The 17742-nt window shown below is 71.4% G+C and carries 18 protein-coding genes and 2 pseudogenes; 9 read left to right on the top strand and 11 right to left on the bottom strand.

All coding sequences use genetic code 11. The annotated features are described in order from the left end of the window. Positions 1-33: 33 nt before the first annotated feature. The 4 genes and pseudogenes from ACIBNA_RS07500 to ACIBNA_RS07485 all read right to left on the bottom strand — a co-directional run. A pseudogene (locus ACIBNA_RS07500) lies at positions 34-818 on the bottom strand (winged helix-turn-helix transcriptional regulator); the annotation flags it as partial. 222 nt (positions 819-1040) lie between these two features. Continuing rightward, positions 1041-1694: a zf-HC2 domain-containing protein gene (locus ACIBNA_RS07495; RefSeq protein WP_399164291.1), complete on the bottom strand. Its 654-nt coding sequence runs from the start codon at positions 1692-1694 to the stop codon at positions 1041-1043. 151 nt (positions 1695-1845) lie between these two features. Beyond that, a complete protein-coding gene (locus tag ACIBNA_RS07490) occupies positions 1846-2355 on the bottom strand; it encodes a hypothetical protein (RefSeq protein ID WP_399164290.1) in 510 nt (169 codons plus the stop codon). A 151-nt stretch (positions 2356-2506) separates the two neighbouring features. Further along, positions 2507-3052, bottom strand: coding sequence for a sigma-70 family RNA polymerase sigma factor (locus ACIBNA_RS07485; RefSeq protein ID WP_399164289.1), 546 nt, complete (start codon positions 3050-3052; stop codon positions 2507-2509). A 211-nt stretch (positions 3053-3263) separates the two neighbouring features. Here ACIBNA_RS07485 and ACIBNA_RS07480 point away from each other — a divergent pair, with 211 nt between their 5' ends. Further along, positions 3264-4418 carry a CapA family protein gene (locus ACIBNA_RS07480; protein ID WP_399164288.1) on the top strand — a complete coding sequence of 385 codons (1155 nt, stop codon included), beginning with the start codon at positions 3264-3266 and terminating at the stop codon, positions 4416-4418. A gap of 11 nt (positions 4419-4429) precedes the next feature. Here the strand turns inward: ACIBNA_RS07480 and ACIBNA_RS07475 are convergent. Together ACIBNA_RS07475 and ACIBNA_RS07470 are read right to left on the bottom strand one after the other, a co-directional pair. Beyond that, positions 4430-4572: pseudogene (locus ACIBNA_RS07475) on the bottom strand (amino acid permease); the annotation flags it as partial. Positions 4573-4612: 40 nt separating this feature from the next. Further along, positions 4613-5020, bottom strand: a complete 408-nt coding sequence (locus ACIBNA_RS07470; RefSeq protein ID WP_399164287.1) for a universal stress protein — start codon at positions 5018-5020, stop codon at positions 4613-4615. A gap of 453 nt (positions 5021-5473) precedes the next feature. On the opposite strand from ACIBNA_RS07470, the gene ACIBNA_RS07465 reads away from it, so the two are divergent. Continuing rightward, a complete protein-coding gene (locus ACIBNA_RS07465; protein ID WP_399164286.1) occupies positions 5474-6307 on the top strand; it encodes a polysaccharide deacetylase family protein in 834 nt (277 codons plus the stop codon). Between the two features lie 39 nt (positions 6308-6346). Here the strand turns inward: ACIBNA_RS07465 and ACIBNA_RS07460 are convergent, their stop codons facing one another. Next, positions 6347-7015 (bottom strand): class F sortase, encoded by a 669-nt coding sequence (locus ACIBNA_RS07460; RefSeq protein WP_399164285.1) that lies wholly within the window; start codon positions 7013-7015, stop codon positions 6347-6349. A gap of 371 nt (positions 7016-7386) precedes the next feature. Between ACIBNA_RS07460 and ACIBNA_RS07455 the strand changes: the two genes are divergently transcribed. After that, on the top strand, positions 7387-7875 hold the full coding sequence (locus ACIBNA_RS07455; RefSeq protein WP_399164284.1) for a hypothetical protein: 489 nt from the start codon (positions 7387-7389) through the stop codon (positions 7873-7875). Positions 7876-7984: 109 nt separating this feature from the next. Here the strand turns inward: ACIBNA_RS07455 and ACIBNA_RS07450 are convergent, their stop codons facing one another. Further along, the gene (locus tag ACIBNA_RS07450; protein ID WP_399164283.1) at positions 7985-8512 is read right to left on the bottom strand and encodes a hypothetical protein; all 528 of its coding nucleotides are present in this window, start codon (positions 8510-8512) and stop codon (positions 7985-7987) included. A gap of 224 nt (positions 8513-8736) precedes the next feature. Further along, positions 8737-9501 carry a DUF4239 domain-containing protein gene (locus ACIBNA_RS07445; RefSeq protein ID WP_399164350.1) on the bottom strand — a complete coding sequence of 255 codons (765 nt, stop codon included), beginning with the start codon at positions 9499-9501 and terminating at the stop codon, positions 8737-8739. A 474-nt stretch (positions 9502-9975) separates the two neighbouring features. Between ACIBNA_RS07445 and ACIBNA_RS07440 the strand changes: the two genes are divergently transcribed. The 4 genes from ACIBNA_RS07440 to ACIBNA_RS07425 all read left to right on the top strand — a co-directional run bounded on the left by ACIBNA_RS07440 (position 9976) and on the right by ACIBNA_RS07425 (position 14667). After that, entirely contained in the window at positions 9976-10161 is a 186-nt protein-coding gene (locus tag ACIBNA_RS07440) for a hypothetical protein (protein WP_399164282.1), read from the top strand. Between the two features lie 291 nt (positions 10162-10452). Continuing rightward, entirely contained in the window at positions 10453-11445 is a 993-nt protein-coding gene (locus ACIBNA_RS07435; RefSeq protein WP_399164281.1) for an SCO0930 family lipoprotein, read from the top strand. 268 nt (positions 11446-11713) lie between these two features. Continuing rightward, positions 11714-12526, top strand: coding sequence for an SAM-dependent methyltransferase (locus ACIBNA_RS07430; protein ID WP_399164280.1), 813 nt, complete (start codon positions 11714-11716; stop codon positions 12524-12526). Then, on the top strand, positions 12523-14667 hold the full coding sequence (locus ACIBNA_RS07425) for a putative bifunctional diguanylate cyclase/phosphodiesterase (protein ID WP_399164279.1): 2145 nt from the start codon (positions 12523-12525) through the stop codon (positions 14665-14667). The genes ACIBNA_RS07430 and ACIBNA_RS07425 overlap by 4 nt, the downstream gene beginning before the upstream one ends. A 31-nt stretch (positions 14668-14698) precedes the next feature. On the opposite strand, the gene ACIBNA_RS07420 is transcribed toward ACIBNA_RS07425, so the two are convergent. Beyond that, on the bottom strand, positions 14699-15313 hold the full coding sequence (locus ACIBNA_RS07420) for a TetR/AcrR family transcriptional regulator (RefSeq protein WP_399164278.1): 615 nt from the start codon (positions 15311-15313) through the stop codon (positions 14699-14701). 99 nt (positions 15314-15412) lie between these two features. On the opposite strand from ACIBNA_RS07420, the gene ACIBNA_RS07415 reads away from it, so the two are divergent. Further along, positions 15413-16018, top strand: a complete 606-nt coding sequence (locus ACIBNA_RS07415) for a peroxiredoxin-like family protein (protein WP_399164277.1) — start codon at positions 15413-15415, stop codon at positions 16016-16018. Between the two features lie 50 nt (positions 16019-16068). Here the strand turns inward: ACIBNA_RS07415 and ACIBNA_RS07410 are convergent, their stop codons facing one another. Beyond that, positions 16069-16953, bottom strand: coding sequence for a LysR substrate-binding domain-containing protein (locus ACIBNA_RS07410; protein ID WP_359203079.1), 885 nt, complete (start codon positions 16951-16953; stop codon positions 16069-16071). Positions 16954-17072: 119 nt separating this feature from the next. Between ACIBNA_RS07410 and ACIBNA_RS07405 the strand changes: the two genes are divergently transcribed. Then, the gene (locus tag ACIBNA_RS07405) at positions 17073-17741 is read left to right on the top strand and encodes a succinate dehydrogenase (protein WP_399164276.1); all 669 of its coding nucleotides are present in this window, start codon (positions 17073-17075) and stop codon (positions 17739-17741) included. Position 17742 lies beyond the last annotated feature (1 nt).

The following is a 17742-nucleotide window of genomic DNA, read 5'->3' as shown; positions in this document are numbered from 1 at the left end:
ATCCATCGCGCCGGCCGGCGCCGTCGGACCCGGCTACAGAAGCGCCGGCGCGTGGAATTCGCCGCGACCGGAGGTCCCGTCCCGGTCCAGCCAGTAGCGGCGCGGTTCGGCCGGCATGACGTCGACGCCGACGGCGAGGATGCCGGGGATCCCGGACAGTTCGTCGTCGACGAAGAGCGCCGAGGCGGAGCGGTCGGTGACCAGGCCGGTGGCGAGGACGGACATGTCGCTGGCCACGTGGACGGCGAGCCGGGTCTGGGGGAGCTGGTCGATACGGTGCATGACGTCGGGGGTTTCGCCGGGGGCAACGCGCAGACGGAGCATGAAGGGGGTCTGGAAGCCGAGCCATTCCGACACGATCTCCAGGCGCGGTTTGACCCACCCCTCGTCGAGGACGCGGCGGACGACGCGGTGTGCGGTGGAGGTGGCCAGACCGGCGGCTCGGGCGATGCTCGCGGCGGATGCGCGGCCGTCCTGGATCAGCCGGGCGACGACCGTGCGTTCGGCCTCGGTGAGGAACCGGGGGTCCCAGGTGATGCCACGGCGCAGGGTGCTGAGGGCCGGCAGGGCGTTGACGCGGCGGACGCCGGGGATGGAGAACATCCGGTCGATCGCCTCACTCGTCGCGGCCTCGGAGGGGCGTGGACCACGACGTAGAGGGGGTAGCCGCCGGAGATCTGTGCCAGGAGCTGGAGGTGGGGCGGGTCACGGAGCCGGTGGAGGACGGCCAGCGGGGTTTCGCCGGTAATGTCCGGGAAAACGTGGACCGGCATCGTCGTGGAGTGCATGCCCCGGTCGGCCTGCCCGATCACGAGGAGCCCCAGGGCCCTTGTGCAGCGGGCCGCCGCGGTGGTCGGGTCCAGCGCCGCGGTCTGCGGAATCGGCGAGGAACTCCTCCAGGCGACCGTCGCCGGTCTCTGCCGTCGCCACCTCGTCTCTCCTCGCCGGGACCGCGGGCACCCGGGACCTCCCGGGTGCGTTCGTCCAGCAGTCTCACACCGGGGCGCGGGGAGTGCCCGGCGGCAGGGGCGCACGGATGGTCAGCGCGGCTGGAGTCTGACCAGGACCTCACCGGCCGCCGAGCGGATCTCGTAGCGGGCGATCTCCGCCGGATGCATGGACGAGCTGGCCATCATCGTGTTGGGCTGGGCGTCGTGGCCGGGCCCGTGCCAGCTGGTCGCGGTCTCCTCCGTGCCGTCGTGGCCGATGATCACCAGGTGGCAGGCGCGGGGGCCCGCAGCGTCCTTCACCTTCAGCTCGACCTGGCTGCCCGAGGCCTCGTCCTCCGTCGTGACCTGCGCCCACACCCCCGTCCGCGCATCGGTCGCCGCAACCGTCAGGGGCCCCTCGTCGCTGCCCTGCGCCATCATCGCGACCCCGGGCACCGACACGGCGAACACCACCGACGCCGCCAGGGCGAACAGCATGCGTCTGCGTCCGGCCCGGCGCCGCGTCGCCACCTCGGCCAGCAGCCGGTCCAGCATGCGCGGCCCGGGCTGCGCCATCGGGTGCACGACCCGTGGCGTCGCCCGCCGGTACAGCATCAACTGCCGTGTCGTCGGGCCAAATTCCGTCACCTCTGCGGCGCACCGAGGGCACTCCATGAGGTGGTCCTCGAAGCGGAAGGCTTCCGCCTCGTCCAGCACGCCGAGCGCGTAGGCGCCGACGTCGCGATGCCTTTCCAGGGACCTCATGCCGAATCCTCGTGCCGTTGGGTGTGGGTGGGGTTACTCCTTGCTCCCACCGGTACGGACCAGGCAGCGGAATCACTCAAGCCGGTGACACAATCGCAACCAAAGGATTCGGAGCGCTCCGGCCCGCGGATTGGTCCGGGGCCGCAGAAATCTAAAAAAGATGAATGGCGAGGTGTCCCAGCGGCAGTCCGAGCTGCCAGGCGGGCGTCCAGACCTTCGGCCCCTCGTCCTCCCCGACCACCGGAGCGCCGCCCGGCACCGCGTTCAGGTCGGGCGCGAGCAGCTCCGTCTCCTGGAGCCAGCGCCAGGCCTCCGCCGCCAGGTCCAGGTCCGGCGCGGGCCGGCCCGACCCGGCGGCCCCGGCGGCGAGCTCCGCCAGCCGCTCGCGCACCCACTCCTGCCACGGCTGGTCGTACGCCGTCAGTGACAGCCACGTCTCCAGCTGCGTGACGACCCGGATGCCGGACAGCTCCCCCTCGGTGTCGGAGAGGAAGATGGTCAGCGCCAGGGCGTCCCGCCCCGCGCGGAACTCGAAGGACGTCGGCGGCATCAGATCGCCGGTCCGCAGCAGTTCGTCGGCGATGTACTCGGCGTACAACCATGCCATGGGGACGGTCAGTTCGCCGCCGCCGTCCGTGCTCTCGTGACCTCTGTGCAGCATCCCTTCCTGCCTTCCTCCGGTACGTGCGCGTCGCCCGACACCGGGCCCCGGGGCGTTGACGGCCCCATCCGGAACACGGATGGGAACAGCCGATTACTCAACCGGGGTCCTCAGCAAGGCGCTTTACGGAGGTTTGACTCAGCCATGGGTTTCAGCGCAGGTCGGTGGCGTATCCCGGAAGCACCCGGCGCAGGGCGCGCAGCGCGTAGTACGCGCGGGATTTCACGGTACCGGGCGGGATGCCGAGGGTCTCCGCGGCTTCCGCCACACTCGCCCCCTGGAAGTACACGAGCACCAGGACTTCACGGTGTTCCGGAGTGAGTGTCTTCACAGCCTGGCGGACGTCGAGCATCGCCGCGGCCCGCTCGGCGTGGTCGGAGATGACCCGCGCGTTCTCCAGCACCGCGTCGCCGACCTCGGCCGGCCGGGCCTGCCGGGCTCGCCGGGCGTCGATCGCGAGCCGTCGCCCGACGGTCATCAGCCAGGGCCGTACGGACTCGAAGTCGTCGGCGCGCAGCGCCTCGGGGTGTTGCCAGGCACGCACCAGCGTCTCCTGGACCAGGTCCTCCGCGCGCTGCCGGTCACCGTCGCAGAGCCGGAGCAGGAGCGCGAAAAGGGGCCGGCCGTGCTCCCGCTGCAGTGCGGCGAGCTCGTGCTCGGCGGTCGTTCCGTTGGTGAGAGTGGATCCGGCCGTCATGGCCGTATGCCACCGCAGGGCCAAGCCAGGGGACAGGGCACGTATCCGCCTGTGCGACGGACGGTCGATCGCGTCGACGAACGGTTCGACGAACGGTCACGGCCGCCCGCCGGACGGGCTAATGAGCGTGTCGGAGCCGCGTTGGGCGCTGTGAGCCTTCTTTCCTGTTTGTGCGTAAATACGACCACAACGCCCACAGTGGGGTGAATGCATGATCGCGCGCAGTCGACAGGTGGCCCTGGCCCTGACCGTCGCCCTCGCCGCGGGTGCCGCCTGCCAGGCCCGCAGCCACGAACCGGCCGGCCCCGGACGCCCGGCACCGTCCGTGGCCGGAACCCGCGGCTTCACACTGGTCGCCTCGGGCGACGTCCTCCCGCACAGCTCGATCAACGACCGGGCCCGCTTCGACGCCGGCGGCACCGGCTATGACTTCCGGCCGATGCTCGCGGGGATCCGCTCCGTCGTCTCCCGCGCCGACGTGGCCCTGTGCCACATGGAGACCGTCTACGGCGCGGACGGCGACTACACCGGCTACCCCACCTTCAAGTCCCCGCCCGAGGTGGCCCGGGCCCTCGCCGCCACCGGCTACGACGGCTGCTCCACCGCCTCCAACCACACCCTGGACGACGGCGCCGCCGGCATCCGCCGCACCCTCGACGCCCTCGACCGCGCGGGCGTACGGCACGCCGGCTCGGCACGCGCCGAGGAGGAGGCCCGCACGGTGACGGTCCTCCAGGCGGGCCCGGCGAAGATCGCCCACCTCGCCTACACCTACGGCACCAACGGCATCCCTCTCCCGGACGGACAGCCCTGGGCCGTGAACCTCATCGACGAGGCCAGGATCCTCGCGGACGCCCGGGCCGCGCGCCGGGCCGGCGCCGACGTGGTCGTGGTCTCCACGCACTGGGGCACCGAGTGGCAGGACGCCCCCGACGAGCAGCAGCTGACCCTGGCCCGGAGCCTCACCGCCGCCCGCAGTCAGGGGCGCCCCGACATCGACCTCATCCTCGGCACCCACGCGCACGTCCCGCAGGCCTACGAGAAGGTCAACGGCACCTGGGTGATCTACGGCATGGGCGACCAGATCTCCGGCGAGATGACCAACCACCAGGGCGCCCGGGACCCGCGCGGCAACCAGTCCACCCTCGGCCGCTTCACCTTCGCCCCGCCCGCACGGCCGGGCGGCCGCTGGGAGGTGACGAAGGCCGAATTCGTCCCGCAGTTGTTCGACGTCGACGCCGGCCGGGCCGTCAACCTCAACCGGGCGATCGCCCAGGGCGCCGGCGTCCAGGCCGTCCGCGACCGCATCCGCGACGTCGTGCTCAGCCGGGGCGCGGCCGAGGACGGCCTGGTGATGGAGGAGTAGGCCTTTACGACGGAGCCGGCCTTCGGGATGAGCCCGGCGAACTCGGCGTAGGACAGGGCCGCCGCGGCACTCGCGACGCCCGCGACGAGGAGACGAGCACGGCCGGACCCGCCGTACCGTTGGCCACGGTTCCCGCGAGCGTGAAGATGCCCGCGTGCCCTTGCCGACTTCCGTCTCCTCGTTCTGCTAAAGGCCTACGGCACCACCGTCACCGGCCACCGCCCCGCCTTCACCAGCCGTACCGCCACCGATCCGACGATCCGGTGGCCCGCCTGTTCGGACGCGCCCACGACCACCGCGTCCGCCCTGAGTTCGTCCGCCGCCTTCACCAGGCCGTTGTACGGGTCGCCGCGGAACGTGTGGAACTCCCAGCGGACCTCGAATATCCCCTTGAGCCGCTCGGCCGCGTCCCGGATCTGCGCCACCAGGTCCTCGGCGATCTCGTCGGTCGTCTCGGCCACCGGCGCCCCGAGCGCCGCGCCCGCCGCCGGCATCGGCTGCACGTACACCACGGCGAGCAGTGCGTGCTGGCGCCGGGCCAGGCCGACGGCGTAGGCCGCGGCGCGCAGGGACGAGAACTGATGGGAGTGCTGTTCCTTCACGCTGCGAGGCCATCTTCCTGTTCGGCCCGTTCGGCGCGCTCGCCCCTGATGAACGCCGCCGGCACCCTGTTCCGCTCGCGGCGCTTGGAAGCCGCCCCGCACGACGATGAGGAGGCCCGCATCGAGGGCTTGGTCTCAACCGTCGATGCGCAAATCCTGGGGAAGCGGGCACTCGAAGGGCGGACAGCGGCCCGCCGCCACGGAAGGGCCGCCGTCACTGGCGGCGCTCGGCCTCGCCGGAGGGGACGGGACCGAGCCCGCCGACCCCCTCGCCGGCCTGTCATCGAGGTCAGGCAGGGCCAACAGGGGTGCCCGGACCTCCAGGTAGCGTGCCCTGCCGTTGCCTGTGATGCGCCGCCACCGACCCTTCTGCTTGGGCCGTTCGGGTGTAAACGTGCCGCCGCACCGGTGTTGCTCAGGTGCGTCGGCCTTCCGCCGGGCGACTGATGAGTCATGAAGAAGGATCAGTTGCTCACCAGGCGCCGGCTGTTGATCGCGGGCACCGGCGCCGTGGGAGCGGCCGCCACGGCCGGTGTGCTAACGGCGGTCACCGGAGACGGCCCCGCCGGGACCGTCCCGGTCGCGGGGCCCCAGGCCCGCCGCCCGCCCGGCTCCTCCGCGTACCGCCTCCAGCCCCTGACCGGATACGGCCCGCCGCAGGCCGCGCCCCGCCGGACCCTGGTACGCCGTGAACCGCTGCTGCGCGTCTCCGGCCGCGGCCGCACCATGGTGCTGACCTTCGACGACGGCCCCGACCCCCGCTACACCCCGGACATCCTCGACATCCTGGCCGAGTACGACGTGCGCGCCATGTTCTTCGTGTGCGGGGAGAAGGCCGTCGACAACAAGGAGTTGCTGGCCCGGATGGCCGACGAGGGCCATGTCGTCGGGAACCACACCTGGTCCCACCCGCTGCTCACTCGCCTCACCCGCCGGCAGATCCGCTCCCAGATGGAACGCACCAGCGACGTCATCGAGGAGGCCTGCGGCGAGCGCCCCGAGTGGTTCCGCGCCCCCTACGGCGCCTGGAACCGCGCCGCCTTCCAACTGGGCGCCGAACTCGGCATGGAACCCCTCGCCTGGACGCTCGACACCCTCGACTGGGCGACTCCCGGCACCCGGACCATCGTCAACCGGGTCGAGAACGGCGCCGCCCCCGGTGTCGTGGTGCTCGCACACGACGCCGGGGGCGACCGCTCGCAGAGCGTGCGGGCCCTGCGGCGCTATCTGCCCGAACTGCTGGACTCCGGCTACTACGTCACCGTGCCCCGGCGGCACTACGCGTGAGGCATGCCGTCGGGCCTTCGCCCGCCCGGCCGGGAGCGCTCAGCGCACCTCGACCAGGCGGGCGAAGGCGACGACGTTGCCCTCGTAGCCGTTCTGCTGGGAGAAACCGCCGCCGCAGGTGATGACCCGCAGTTCCGCCGAGCCCTTGGAGGCGTAGACCCGGTCGCCGGGGAAGTTGTCCTTCTCGAACACCTCGACGCCGTAGATCTCGAACACGCCGGTCTTTCCGTCCTGCCGGGCGACCTCGACGCGGTTTCCCTTCTTCAGGGCCCCGAGCCCGTAGAACACGGCGGGTCCCTGCTGGTTGTCGACATGGCCGACGACGACCGCGGTGCCCTTTTCGCCGGGGGTGACGGCACCGGTGAACCAGCCGGCCAGGTTCGGGTCCTCCGGAGGCGGCGCGCCGACCCAGCCGTCCGCGTCCAGGCCCACGGGAATCATCGGCGCGTCGACCTGGATCGCCGGGATCCTCACCCGGTCCGGGAGGGCGTAGGGGAGGGGCTTGACGACCCCGGCGAAGGTGTCGCCGGGCACGTGGCTGTCCGCCGCGGCCGCGGTCGCCGGCTGCGGCGGGCCTTCGTCGAATTCCCCCGAACCATTCCGGATGAGCGCGAGGCCGGTCAGCAGAACCAGCGCTATCACGCCCCACGGGGCGCGCTTCTTGCGTCGCGCCTCCTCTTCCGCCTCGGCCAGCTCGGACGCAGACATGGGCCATCCCCTCTCGAAGCGGCCGTCGCCGTGTCGTTCGCGCATATCAGAACGCTAAGTGCCGCGCGCGAAAGCGGCGACGGGGCAGGAGCGAACGGGTGGACACGGGGCTGTCCGGGGTGGCCAGGGCTGCCAGAGGTGGCCCGGGGGCATGAGGTGCGCCATCCGAGTTGCCGCCGCGAGGAAATTTCTGACCGTTCGTGACCTGCGGCGATATCCGATTGCGCGGTTTTCCCGCGGTGCCTGCTCTCACCAGGACGGACCATTCCCGAAGTGCGGGTCCGGGCTGGGCAACTGACTGTCTTTCTGGGAGGCGCTTTCTCGCCGATCGACCGGGGACGGGTCCCGGGGCGTCTTCCGCGGAGGTTCACATGCGTAACACTCGTGCCCTGGCGGTCGCCGGCGCCGCGGTCGCCGCCCTCGGTTTCTCCGCCCCCGCGGCCGTCGCGTGGGACACACCCAGCAACATCGTCGCCCTGCCCAGCACGATCGCCCGCGGCGGCCAGCTGACCATCACGGTCGACGGCTGCCCCAAGGGCGGCACGGCGACCTCCAACGCGTTCACGATGCCGGCGAGGCTCTCGCCCGTCTCCAGCCACAAGGAGACGGCGAGGGGCACCGCCACCATCAGGAACAACGCCAGCCCGGGGCCGTACGACATCACGGTCACCTGCGACGGCAAGAGTCTGACCAAGCCCCAGGCCTTCACCGTCATCGGCGGTGTCCGCGGCGGTATCGGCGGCAGCAGCACCATCGGTGCGACCCCGACCGACATGGCCATCGGCGGTGGGCTCGTGGCCGCCGCGGTCGTCGGCGGCGGGGTCTTCTGGATGCGCCGCCGCGCCGAGCGGCGCGTCTGACGCCTCGTTTCCCGCTCCTTCGACGAGCCGCCTCGCACGTGAACGGTCTTCGCCCCGGATCCCTCGACGGATCCGGGGCGAAGACTTCTCGTGCGACGCGCCGGGCCGGTCAGCCGGCGTCCTCGTCGGTGCGGCGGCGTGCGAAGTGGTACGCCGTGCCCAGCGCGCCGGCGATGAGCGCGGCGCCGAGGCCGATCTCCTCGAGGTCGAAACCGGCGAGGGTGCCGCCCTCTCCGGCGTGCACACCCTTCGACGGGTGGCGGTGGTGGTGTGCGGGGTGATGTGCAGGACGGCCGCCCGCGATGGTCAGGCGCGCGGTGCCGCTCGACTCGTCACAGACGAACTCCACGTCGTACACGGCGCCGCGCTTGGCGTCCCAGTCGACCCTGGCCGTCGCCGACGACTTCTCCGGCGGGATGACGACCACGTCGAAGACCGGTGAGAAGACCGCGGCCTCCCCCTTGCACGCTTCGTTGCGCTCCACCCGCAGCGTGACCTGGCCGCCCGCCGCGACGGTGGAGGGCTCGACGCTGAAGCCGAAGTCGGTCCGGATGGCCGCGCCGGCCGGTACACAGGAGGTGAGGGCGCCGGCGCCCAGCAGTACGGCCGAGGCCGAAGCGACGCATATCGCGCGCATGGTGAATCCTCCGGGTCCCCGAGGAGCAGCCGCGGACCTGTTCCGCTCACGTCACAAATGCACCTCGATGCCCGAAACGCTAAGAACGCACGTCCGGCGGCGCGATCGCAGTAGCGCGAATGGGGCACACGTGTGGGCCACCAGAGGGAACCCCGTTGACGCGAACGGGGGACGGCGACGGTGTGTCGCTCGCCCCCCGGCCCGGTTCCGTGGTGCGGGTGCCGTCAGTCCCCAGCACCCGGGAAGAGGTTCAGGAACGGGTCCGCCGACGCGGTCACGCCCCTGCTGTAGGGCGAGTCGAAGTCCCAGATCAGGAACAGCAGGAAGGCGATCAGCGCCGAGAACAGCCCGGCGAGGACCAGTTCACGCGTCGTTCTGCGGATCTGGAGGGCGAAGATCATCCCGATGGTGACGACGGCTCCGGTGATCAGCCCGAACCACACCACGCCCGGCATGGTCTCCCCGGTCGACTCCGCCCGGGCGATCCGGGCCTGGCTGGCCGCGGTCACCTGGTCGATGAGCGGCTGGTAGGCCTGGGCCTCGAAGTCCGTCTTCGGCTGGTAGTCGGTGACGTCCTGGCGGACGCGTGCGAAGAGCTCGCCGCCGCGCTCGGTGACCTGGCCCTTGTCGGCCATGGTGTCCCACTCGGTGGTGACGACGTGGCTCACATACGCATGGATGTCGTCCCGGATGCGGTCGCGTACGTCGTCCGGGTAGACCCGGACCCGCTCCGAGATCTCGTGCAGCGCGGTGGCCTCCGCCTGGACGTGGTCCTGGGCGGCGCTGCGCGCCTCCCACACACCGGCGATCGCCAGACCCAGGACGATCGCGTACACCACGCCGATCCACATCGTCATGTACTCGATGACGTCCGGTGTCTCGCTGGGGTCCTCGTCGTCGGACGCCGTGCGGTGGCGTACGAGGGTGATGACGACCACCACGGCACAGGCGGCCAGCATCGCGAGGATGAGAACAAGCCATTCCGGCAAGAGATGCCTCCAGAGCTTCAGGGATTCCAGAGCTTCAGGGATCAGCGCGCGCGCAGCGCGGCGACGGCGACCACCGCGGGCACCGTGACGAGCAGGACGAAGGTGAGCGGCGACATGGCGTTGCTCGCCGGTCGTGGCCGCGGCGCGGCGCGGTAGCGCGGGTAGCGCACGGGAGTCGCGGACGGACGCGGGGTGGGCTTCGCCGACGGCTTCGGTGCCGGGGCTGGGGGCGGGGGAGGCACGGGCCTGGGGGCCGGCCGGGGCGGCGCTGCCGGACGGGGCGCGGGCGGCGGCGGTGGAGGTGGCGGCTCCGGTCTGGCCGTGGGGGTCGGTTTCGGGGGCGGGGGTGAGGGCGAGGGCGGCGGTGGTGTCGGGTCCGGCGTCGGAGTCGGAGTCGGCGTCGGAGTCGGCGTCGGCGTCGGAGTCGGCGTCGGCGGCGGGGGCGTCGGGGTCGGTGTGGGCGTGGGGGTCGGTGTGGGTGTCGGGCACGGCGGCTTGGTCGTCCAGGTCCTGCTTCCGGCGAACGCCACCGCCTCCGTGCCGTCCGGCCCCGTCGAGGCGTACGCACAGGAGTCGGCCACCGCCACTCCGGCCGGAGCGCCGACGAGCGCCCACGTCAGCGTCGCCACCGCCAAGGCCCTTGCGGCGAGGGCGGATTGAGTCGATACGGGTCCATGCACGACGGAGATCATGAACCTTGTCCCGCCGGGATGTGCCGGAGCGCAAGGGGATTGCCCCGAAAGAGGGATAATGGGGTGCCGCCGGTTTGCTGGACGGTCGCCCACAGACTTTCGACGCGTACCCGTGTGCGGTGACGAGGGCTGCCCGTCACAGGTTCCGGAAAGAAATTTGGCCGGTGGTTGAACACCATCACGCCTCCCATGCGTACTCATGGCCGTGCGGCGGCGCAGCAGGGCGCTGCAACACCCTTGCGATTATGGGGAGTTGACGATGAAGACCTCCTGGCGGAGCGCCTCACTCGTGGCGAGCGCCGCGGCGGTCCTGGCGCTGACGACGGCGTGCGGTCAGGACAGCCCACCGGCGGCCAGCCAGAACGTGGGTGCCACGGCGGCGCCCGGGGACTACGGAAGCATCGGCTCGGGCGCCGGGAACGGAGTGGCCGGCAACGCGAGCGGCCAGCCGGCCGCGCCGAGCCCTTCCAGCCCGTCCAACCCCGCGGGCAAGTTGTCCGTCGCCACCGCCGAAGAGGTCGGCAAGGTGGTGACCGACAGTCTGGGACTCACCCTGTACCGGTTCGATCAGGACACCGACCAGCCGCCCAAGTCGAACTGCGACGGCGACTGCGCCAAGACCTGGCCGCCGGTGCCCGCGGACGACGCCGAGGCCGGCGAGGGCATCGACAAGTCGCTGCTCGGCTCGGTCACCCGGGCCGACGGCACCGAGCAGCTGACCGTCGCCGGCTGGCCGGCCTACCGCTACGCCAAGGACGTCAACGCCGGTGACGTCAAGGGCCAGGGCGTGGGCGGCAAGTGGTACGCGCTGGCCCCCGACGGCAAGAAGGCCCAGGGCGGCGGGGCCGGCGGCGAGGGCACCGAGGCGCTGCCCGGGCTGTCCACCCGCAACGACCCCAAGCTGGGCGAGATCGTCATCGACAAGAACGGCATGACGGTCTACCGGTTCATGAAGGACTCGCAGTGGCCGATGAAGACCGCGTGCACGGGGGACTGCCTGGAGAAGTGGCCGGTCGTCGCACCGGTCGACGAGAAGGACACCAAGGGGATCGACCTTCAGGGGTCCACGCCCAACCGGGGCTACGTCGTCTTCGACCGCCCTGACGGCATCAAGCAGCAGACCATCGACTGCATCCCGATCTACACCTTCGCGGGCGACAAGAAGGCCGGAGACACCAACGGCCAGGGCGTCGGCGGCACCTGGTACGCCATCCGCCCCGACGGAAAGCCGGTCGGCGCCTCGGAGAAGTAGAGAAACCTCCCCAGGGTTGATCATCTCGTCGACCCGACGGAGCCTACCCGGTCCGCCCCTTTCGTGACTCACGGAGGGGCGGACCGTTTTGGCGTGCTCGGACACTGTTCGTCATGTGTTCGAATGGCATGCGCGCGGGTATCAATTCGGCACGTGCCGCAGGCAGTGACCGGGAACGGATGGTCAATTTCCGTTTCGGGTCGCCCCATTGGCGGGCGATCAGTAGCCTCTGCTCGAACACCGGATCGCCTACGCCTTGGAGAGATAGATGGAGCGTCCCGCCTGGGCCCCACGGAGCATCGACATCTCGGTGCCCAGCGTCTCCCGGATGTACGACTACTACCTGGGCGGATCGCACAACTTCGAGGTCGACCGGGAAGCGGCCCGCAGGGCTATGGAGTTCATGCCGGGACTCCCCAAGATCATGCAGGCGAACCGGGCGTTCATGCGCCGCGCCGTGCGCTATGCCGCCGACCAGGGCATCAGCCAGTTCCTGGACATCGGCTCCGGCATACCCACCTTCGGCAACGTGCACGAGGTGGCCCAGGCCGCCCGCCCCGGCGCGCGCGTGGTCTACGTCGACCACGACCCGGTGGCCGTGGCGCACAGCCAGGTGGTTCTCGAGGGCAACGACGACGCGGACATCGTGGCCGCGGACCTCCGCAAGCCCCGGGAGATCCTGCGCAGCCCCGAGGTGGAGCGGCTGATCGACCTGAATCAGCCAGTGGCGTTGCTCCTCGTTGCCATACTGCACTTCGTGGAGGACGAGGACGACCCGTACGGGGCGGTGGCCGAGCTGGGCGAGGCGCTCGCGCCCGGCAGCCTGCTCGTGCTCACCCATGCCTCGTACGAGGGCATCCCGCTGCCGCCGGAGCGGGCCGGGGGCGCGGTGAACGTGTACCAGGACATCCGCAACCCGCTGATCATGCGCTCGCGCGAGGAGATCGCGCGGTTCTTCAAGGGGTACGACATGGTGGAACCCGGACTGGTGGCGATGCCGCGCTGGCGGCCCGACACCGCACCGGAGGACGAGGATCCGTATGCGTTCTCCGGTTTCGCGGGCGTGGGGCGTACGGCGTGATCGCGCAACCGGACGGGCCGGAGGACAGACTCCGCCGGTTCGCGACGATCTGGAGCCGGGCCGTCTTCCCGGTGACCTCGACGTCGTCGACCCGGCCCGAGTTCGAGGAACAACTGCTGCCGCTGGCCCGGCGGTTGAGCGAGGCACTGCTGGCCCGGGCCTTCGACGCCGACGAGGGCAGGGCGGTGGGCGCCGCCCTCGTGTTCGCGCACTGCACCGACCCGGAGGCGCTCAGCCGCACGCTGGACTGCGTGGACGCCTACCTGGTCCTGTACTGCGGCGGCGACGGGGACCAGGAGGGCCTGCGGGCGCGTTCCGCACGCCTCCAGCACGCGATGGCCGCCGGCTTCGCGCAGGCGCTGCGCGAACGGACCCTGGCCGAACAGGAGGCCATCGCCCAGGCCGCCCTCCAGGCACAGGGCGTGGTGGCACAGGCCCTGCACGCGACCGAGGCCCGCTTCCGCGCCGTCTTCGAGGGCGCGGCCATAGGCATCGGCATGGCCGACCTCGAGGGCAACATCCTCCAGGTCAACGGCGCGCTGCTGCGCATGTTCGGGCTCTCCGAGCAGACGATGCGCAGCCGCAACGTCAGGGAATGGACCCACCCCGACGACGCGCCGCAGACCTGGCGGCTCTACGACGAACTCGTGCGCGGCGAGCGTGAGCACTACCACCTGGAGAAGGCGTTCTACCGCCCTGACGGAACGGTCCTGTGGACCAACCTGACGGTCTCCCTGCTGCGGGACGCCGACGGCAGTCCGCAGTACCAGCTCGCGCTCATGGAGGACACCACCGAGCGGCGGCTGCTCAATCTGAGGCTGCGTTACGAAGCCACGCACGACGCGCTGACCGGACTGCCGAACCGCACCTTCTTCTTCGAGCGCCTGGAGAAGGCACTGGGCGCCGGGGAAGGCCAGCGGTTCGGCCTGTGCTACCTGGACCTGGACGGCTTCAAGACCGTCAACGACAGCCTCGGCCACGCGGCCGGCGACCGGCTGCTGGTGGAGGTCGCCGACCGGCTCCAGTCCTGCGCCACCGCTCCCGGCGAGATGGTCGCCCGCCTCGGCGGCGACGAGTTCGTGGCCCTGACCACGGGCCCCGAGACCCAGCGCGAGGTCGACGAGCTCGCCACGCGCATCATGAACGCCCTGCTCGCGCCGATCAGCGTCGACGGCCGGGAGCTGACCGTGCGCGGCAGCATCGGCATCGTCGAGGGCCCGGCCGGGGAGCGCAGCCCGGCGGAGGTGCTGCGCAGCGCCGACATCACCATGTACCGGGCCAAGTCGGCGGGCGGCAACCGCTTCGAGCTCGCCGACCCGGAGGCCGACGCGCGCGCCATCACCCGGCACGGGCTGACCACTGCGCTGCCGACGGCCCTGGAGCGGGGCGAGTTCTTCATCGAGTACCAGCCGCTGGTCCATCTCGGCGACGGCAGTGTGCGCGGTGCGGAGGCCCTGGTGCGCTGGCTGCACCCGCAGCACGGGGTGCTCGGCCCGGACCGGTTCATCCCGCTCGCCGAGCACACGGGGCTGATCGTGCCGCTGGGCCGGTGGGTCCTGGAGCAGTCGGTACGTCAGGCCCGCGAGTGGCGCGAACTGCACGGTGGCGTGGAGGCCGTGGGCCCGCTGCGGATCAACGTCAACCTCTCGCCCTGCCAGCTGAGCCACCCCGGCCTCGTCCAGGACACCGTCGACATCCTCGAACGCACGGGCATCGAACCGGACGCCCTCTGCCTGGAGGTCACGGAGTCGGCGCTGATCGGCGCGGACGACGACCTGCTGAAGCCGCTGCGCCGCTTGGCGGAGATGGGCGTCGACATCGCCCTCGACGACTTCGGCACGGGCTATTCCAACCTCGCCAACCTGCGCCGCCTGCCGGTCAGCATCCTCAAGCTGGACCGCTCCTTCACCCAGAGCATGCAGCAGTTCCCGGCCGACCCCGTCGACCTCAAGATCGTCGAGGGGATCGTCTCACTCGCCCACAGCCTGGACCTCGCGGTCACCGTGGAGGGGGTCGAGACAGGGGCCCAGGCCGAACAACTCCGACTGCTGGGCTGCGACACCGCCCAGGGCTGGTACTACGCCCGCCCGGGCCCGCCGGAGAGGCTGCACGAACTGGCACTGGCGGACGCGACGGGCTGACGCTCCCGGATGGCCGCTGCGCGGAGCCGGGTCAGGTGCCCAGCCCGCGCAGCAGCAGCGCGAGACCGCCCAGGAACTCCCGGTCCGCACTGACTTTCCGGGCGTGGCGGGCGGTCTCGGTCATATGGGGAAAGGCGTCGGGCGGCAGCTCGGTGATGGCGACCGTGCCCTCGCCGGACAGGGGCCCGAGGTGCTCCAGCTGGATGGCGCCGATGACGTACCCGAGCAGGCCCCGCAGCGCGATCACCCGCCGGTCGCCGTCGAATCCCGCCTCCGTGAGCACGCCGAGCACGGATTCCGACCAGCGCAGCCCGGCAAGTGACCGGTGCCGGTGGGCGACGGTCAGGGGCACGATCTCCGGATGGGCGGCGACGGCGTCGCGCAGCCGCCGCGCCAGCACCTCGATGCGGTCGTGCCAGGGTGCCTCGGGGCCGGGCGGCACGGTGTCCACGGTGCCGAGCACGAGGTCGACGACGAGCCTTTCCAATTCCTCCCGGTCGTCCACGTACCGGTAGAGCGCCATCGTGCTCATACCGAGTTCCTTCGCGACCGAGCGCATGGACAGCCCGGCGAGCCCGTCGCGGTCGATCACGGCGAGGGCGGCCGAGGCCAGCTGGGCGTGGCTGAGAGAGCGGGGGCGGGGCATGACGACGTTCAGCGTACGCCATACGCCTACCTTGTTAGGTGTACGGCATACGCTTATGCTCGATAGGAGTACGCCGTACACCTAACAAGGAGCACGCTCATGCTCATGCGCATGCCCGCGCGGCCGATACGGTCGGGCTCCACCGTCGCCGACCGCTATCTGGTCACCGTCTCCGGCGACCCCGTCGCCGTCCCCGATCCCGAGCGCCTGGTCCACCTTCAGTTCCGGCGGTTCGCCGGGTGCCCGGTGTGTCATCTGCACCTGCGGTCGGTGGTCCGCAGGCACGCGGAGATCGAGGCCGCCGGCATCCGTGAGGTCGTGGTCTTCCACTCGCCCGCCGAGGAGTTGCGCCGGCACACCGCCGACCTGCCCTTCGCGGTCGTCGCCGACCCCGACAAGCGGCTGTACATCGAGTTCGGCGTCGAGTCGGCTCCCCGTGCGCTGCTCAGCCCGCGCGCCTGGGGGCCGGTCCTCCGGGCGGTGCTGCGCGGCGGGTGGGAGGTCCTCCGCGGCCGGGAGCGGCTCCCCGCGACCAGCCAGCCCGGCGGCCGGCTCGGTCTGCCCGCCGACTTCCTGATCGGACCCGGCGGCCGTGTCCTCGCCGCCAAGTACGGTGAGCACGTCTACGACCAGTGGCCGGTCGACGAACTCCTGCACCTGGCGTCCTCCCACCGGCCGACCGCCGGCCACCCCCCGGCCCAGTAGCCCAGCCGCACGCCAGGCGGCCCCGCAGGCGCCGGCCTGCCACGGGCACCTCACCGCTCCAGCAGCATCCGCTGCAACTCCCGCGCCGCCCGGGGCGGAGCCACATCGCTGCGGTGGGCCAGTGCGATGGTCCGGTGCAGACCGGGGCGGGCCAGGGGAGTCACCCGCAGCCCGCGGCCGGACCGCGCCGCCACCATCCGTGGCACAACAGCAACCCCCAGCCCGGCCCGCACGAACCCCAGCACCGCGTCCATCTCCCCGCCCTCCACCGCGAAATCCGGCTCGAACCCCTCCGCGCGGCATGCCGCCACAGTCAGTTCACGCAGGTCGTAGCCGTGCCGGAACATCACCAGGCGCTCGCCCTCCAGGTCGGCGATGCGTACGGTGCGCCGGCCCCGGCCGGGTCGCGGCGCGTCCGGGGAGGAGACCACGACCAGGTCCTCACGCAGCAGTTCCACCGTGGTCAGCGCCGGGGACGGCGTCGGCAGGGGCAGCACCACCAGGGCGAGATCCAGCGCGCCGCGTGCCAGCTCCCGCACCAGGTCGTGCGAACCACCCTCCTCGATCAGCAACTGGATGCCGGGGTAGCGGTCGTGGAAGGCGCGCAGCACGTCCGGCAGCAGGCCCGTGCACAGGCTGGGCGTGGCGCCGAGCCGCACCCGCCCCCGCCGCAGCTGCACCAGCTCCAGCACCTCGTGCCGGGCCGTGTCCGCGTCGGCCAGGATGCGCCGGGCCAGCGGGAGCAGGGCCTCACCGGCGTCCGTGAGCGAGATGTTGCCCCGGGCCCGCAGGAACAGATCCGCGCCCAGCTCCCGCTCCAGCGCCTTGATCTGCTGCGACAGCGACGGCTGCGCGACATGGACCAGATCGGCGGCCCGGGTGAAGTGCCGGGTCTCGGCGACGGCCACGAAGTACTGGAGCTGCTGGAACTGCATACTCGTACGATAGCTCCAGCCTATGGAATCAAGCTGGACCATGTCTTGGACCGATCGGCTGCGCGTCCGTAGCGTGCTGTTCCATGGCTCTGGCAACGCGGACGGACCGACGGCCGTCCATGGCACGCACCGTGTGGGACTCCACCCTCGGCAAGAAGACCGTGATGGCGGTCAGCGGGCTGATCATGCTGCTGTACCTGGTCGTCCACATGATCGGGAACCTGAAGATCTTCTTCGGGGCCGGCGAGTTCGACCACTACGCCCACTGGCTGCGCACCGTCGGCGAGCCGTTCATGCACTACGAGTGGACGCTGTGGCTGGTCCGGATCGTGCTCGTGGTCGCCGTCGTCGCCCACGCCGTGTCCGCGTACCAGCTCAGCCGCCGCGACATCAAGGCCCGGCCCAGCAAGTACGTGCACAAGAGGCCGCGCGCGAGCTACGCGACGCGGACCATGCGGTGGGGCGGGATCATCCTCGGGCTGTTCATCGTCTGGCACATCCTGGACCTCACGACCGGCACCGTGCACCACGGCTTCCGGCCCGGCCACCCGTACCAGAACGTCGTGGACACCTTCTCCACGTGGTACGGCAACGTCATCTACATCGTCGCGATGCTCGCGCTCGGCCTGCACGTGAGGCACGGCTTCTGGAGCGCCGCCCAGACCCTCGGCGCCGGCAGCCGCACCCGCGACCGAGCCCTGAAGACCGTCGCCGATGTTCTCGCGCTGCTGCTCACGGCCGGGTTCATCGCCGTACCCGTGGGCGTCATGACCGGAGTGGTGAGCTGAC

It is taken from the genome of Streptomyces sp. NPDC050164 (assembly GCF_044459945.1).
Lineage (GTDB): Bacteria > Actinomycetota > Actinomycetes > Streptomycetales > Streptomycetaceae > Streptomyces > Streptomyces coeruleorubidus_A.
The sequence above is the reverse complement of the archived record's forward strand: the minus strand, read 5'-3'. Positions and strand labels throughout refer to the sequence as shown.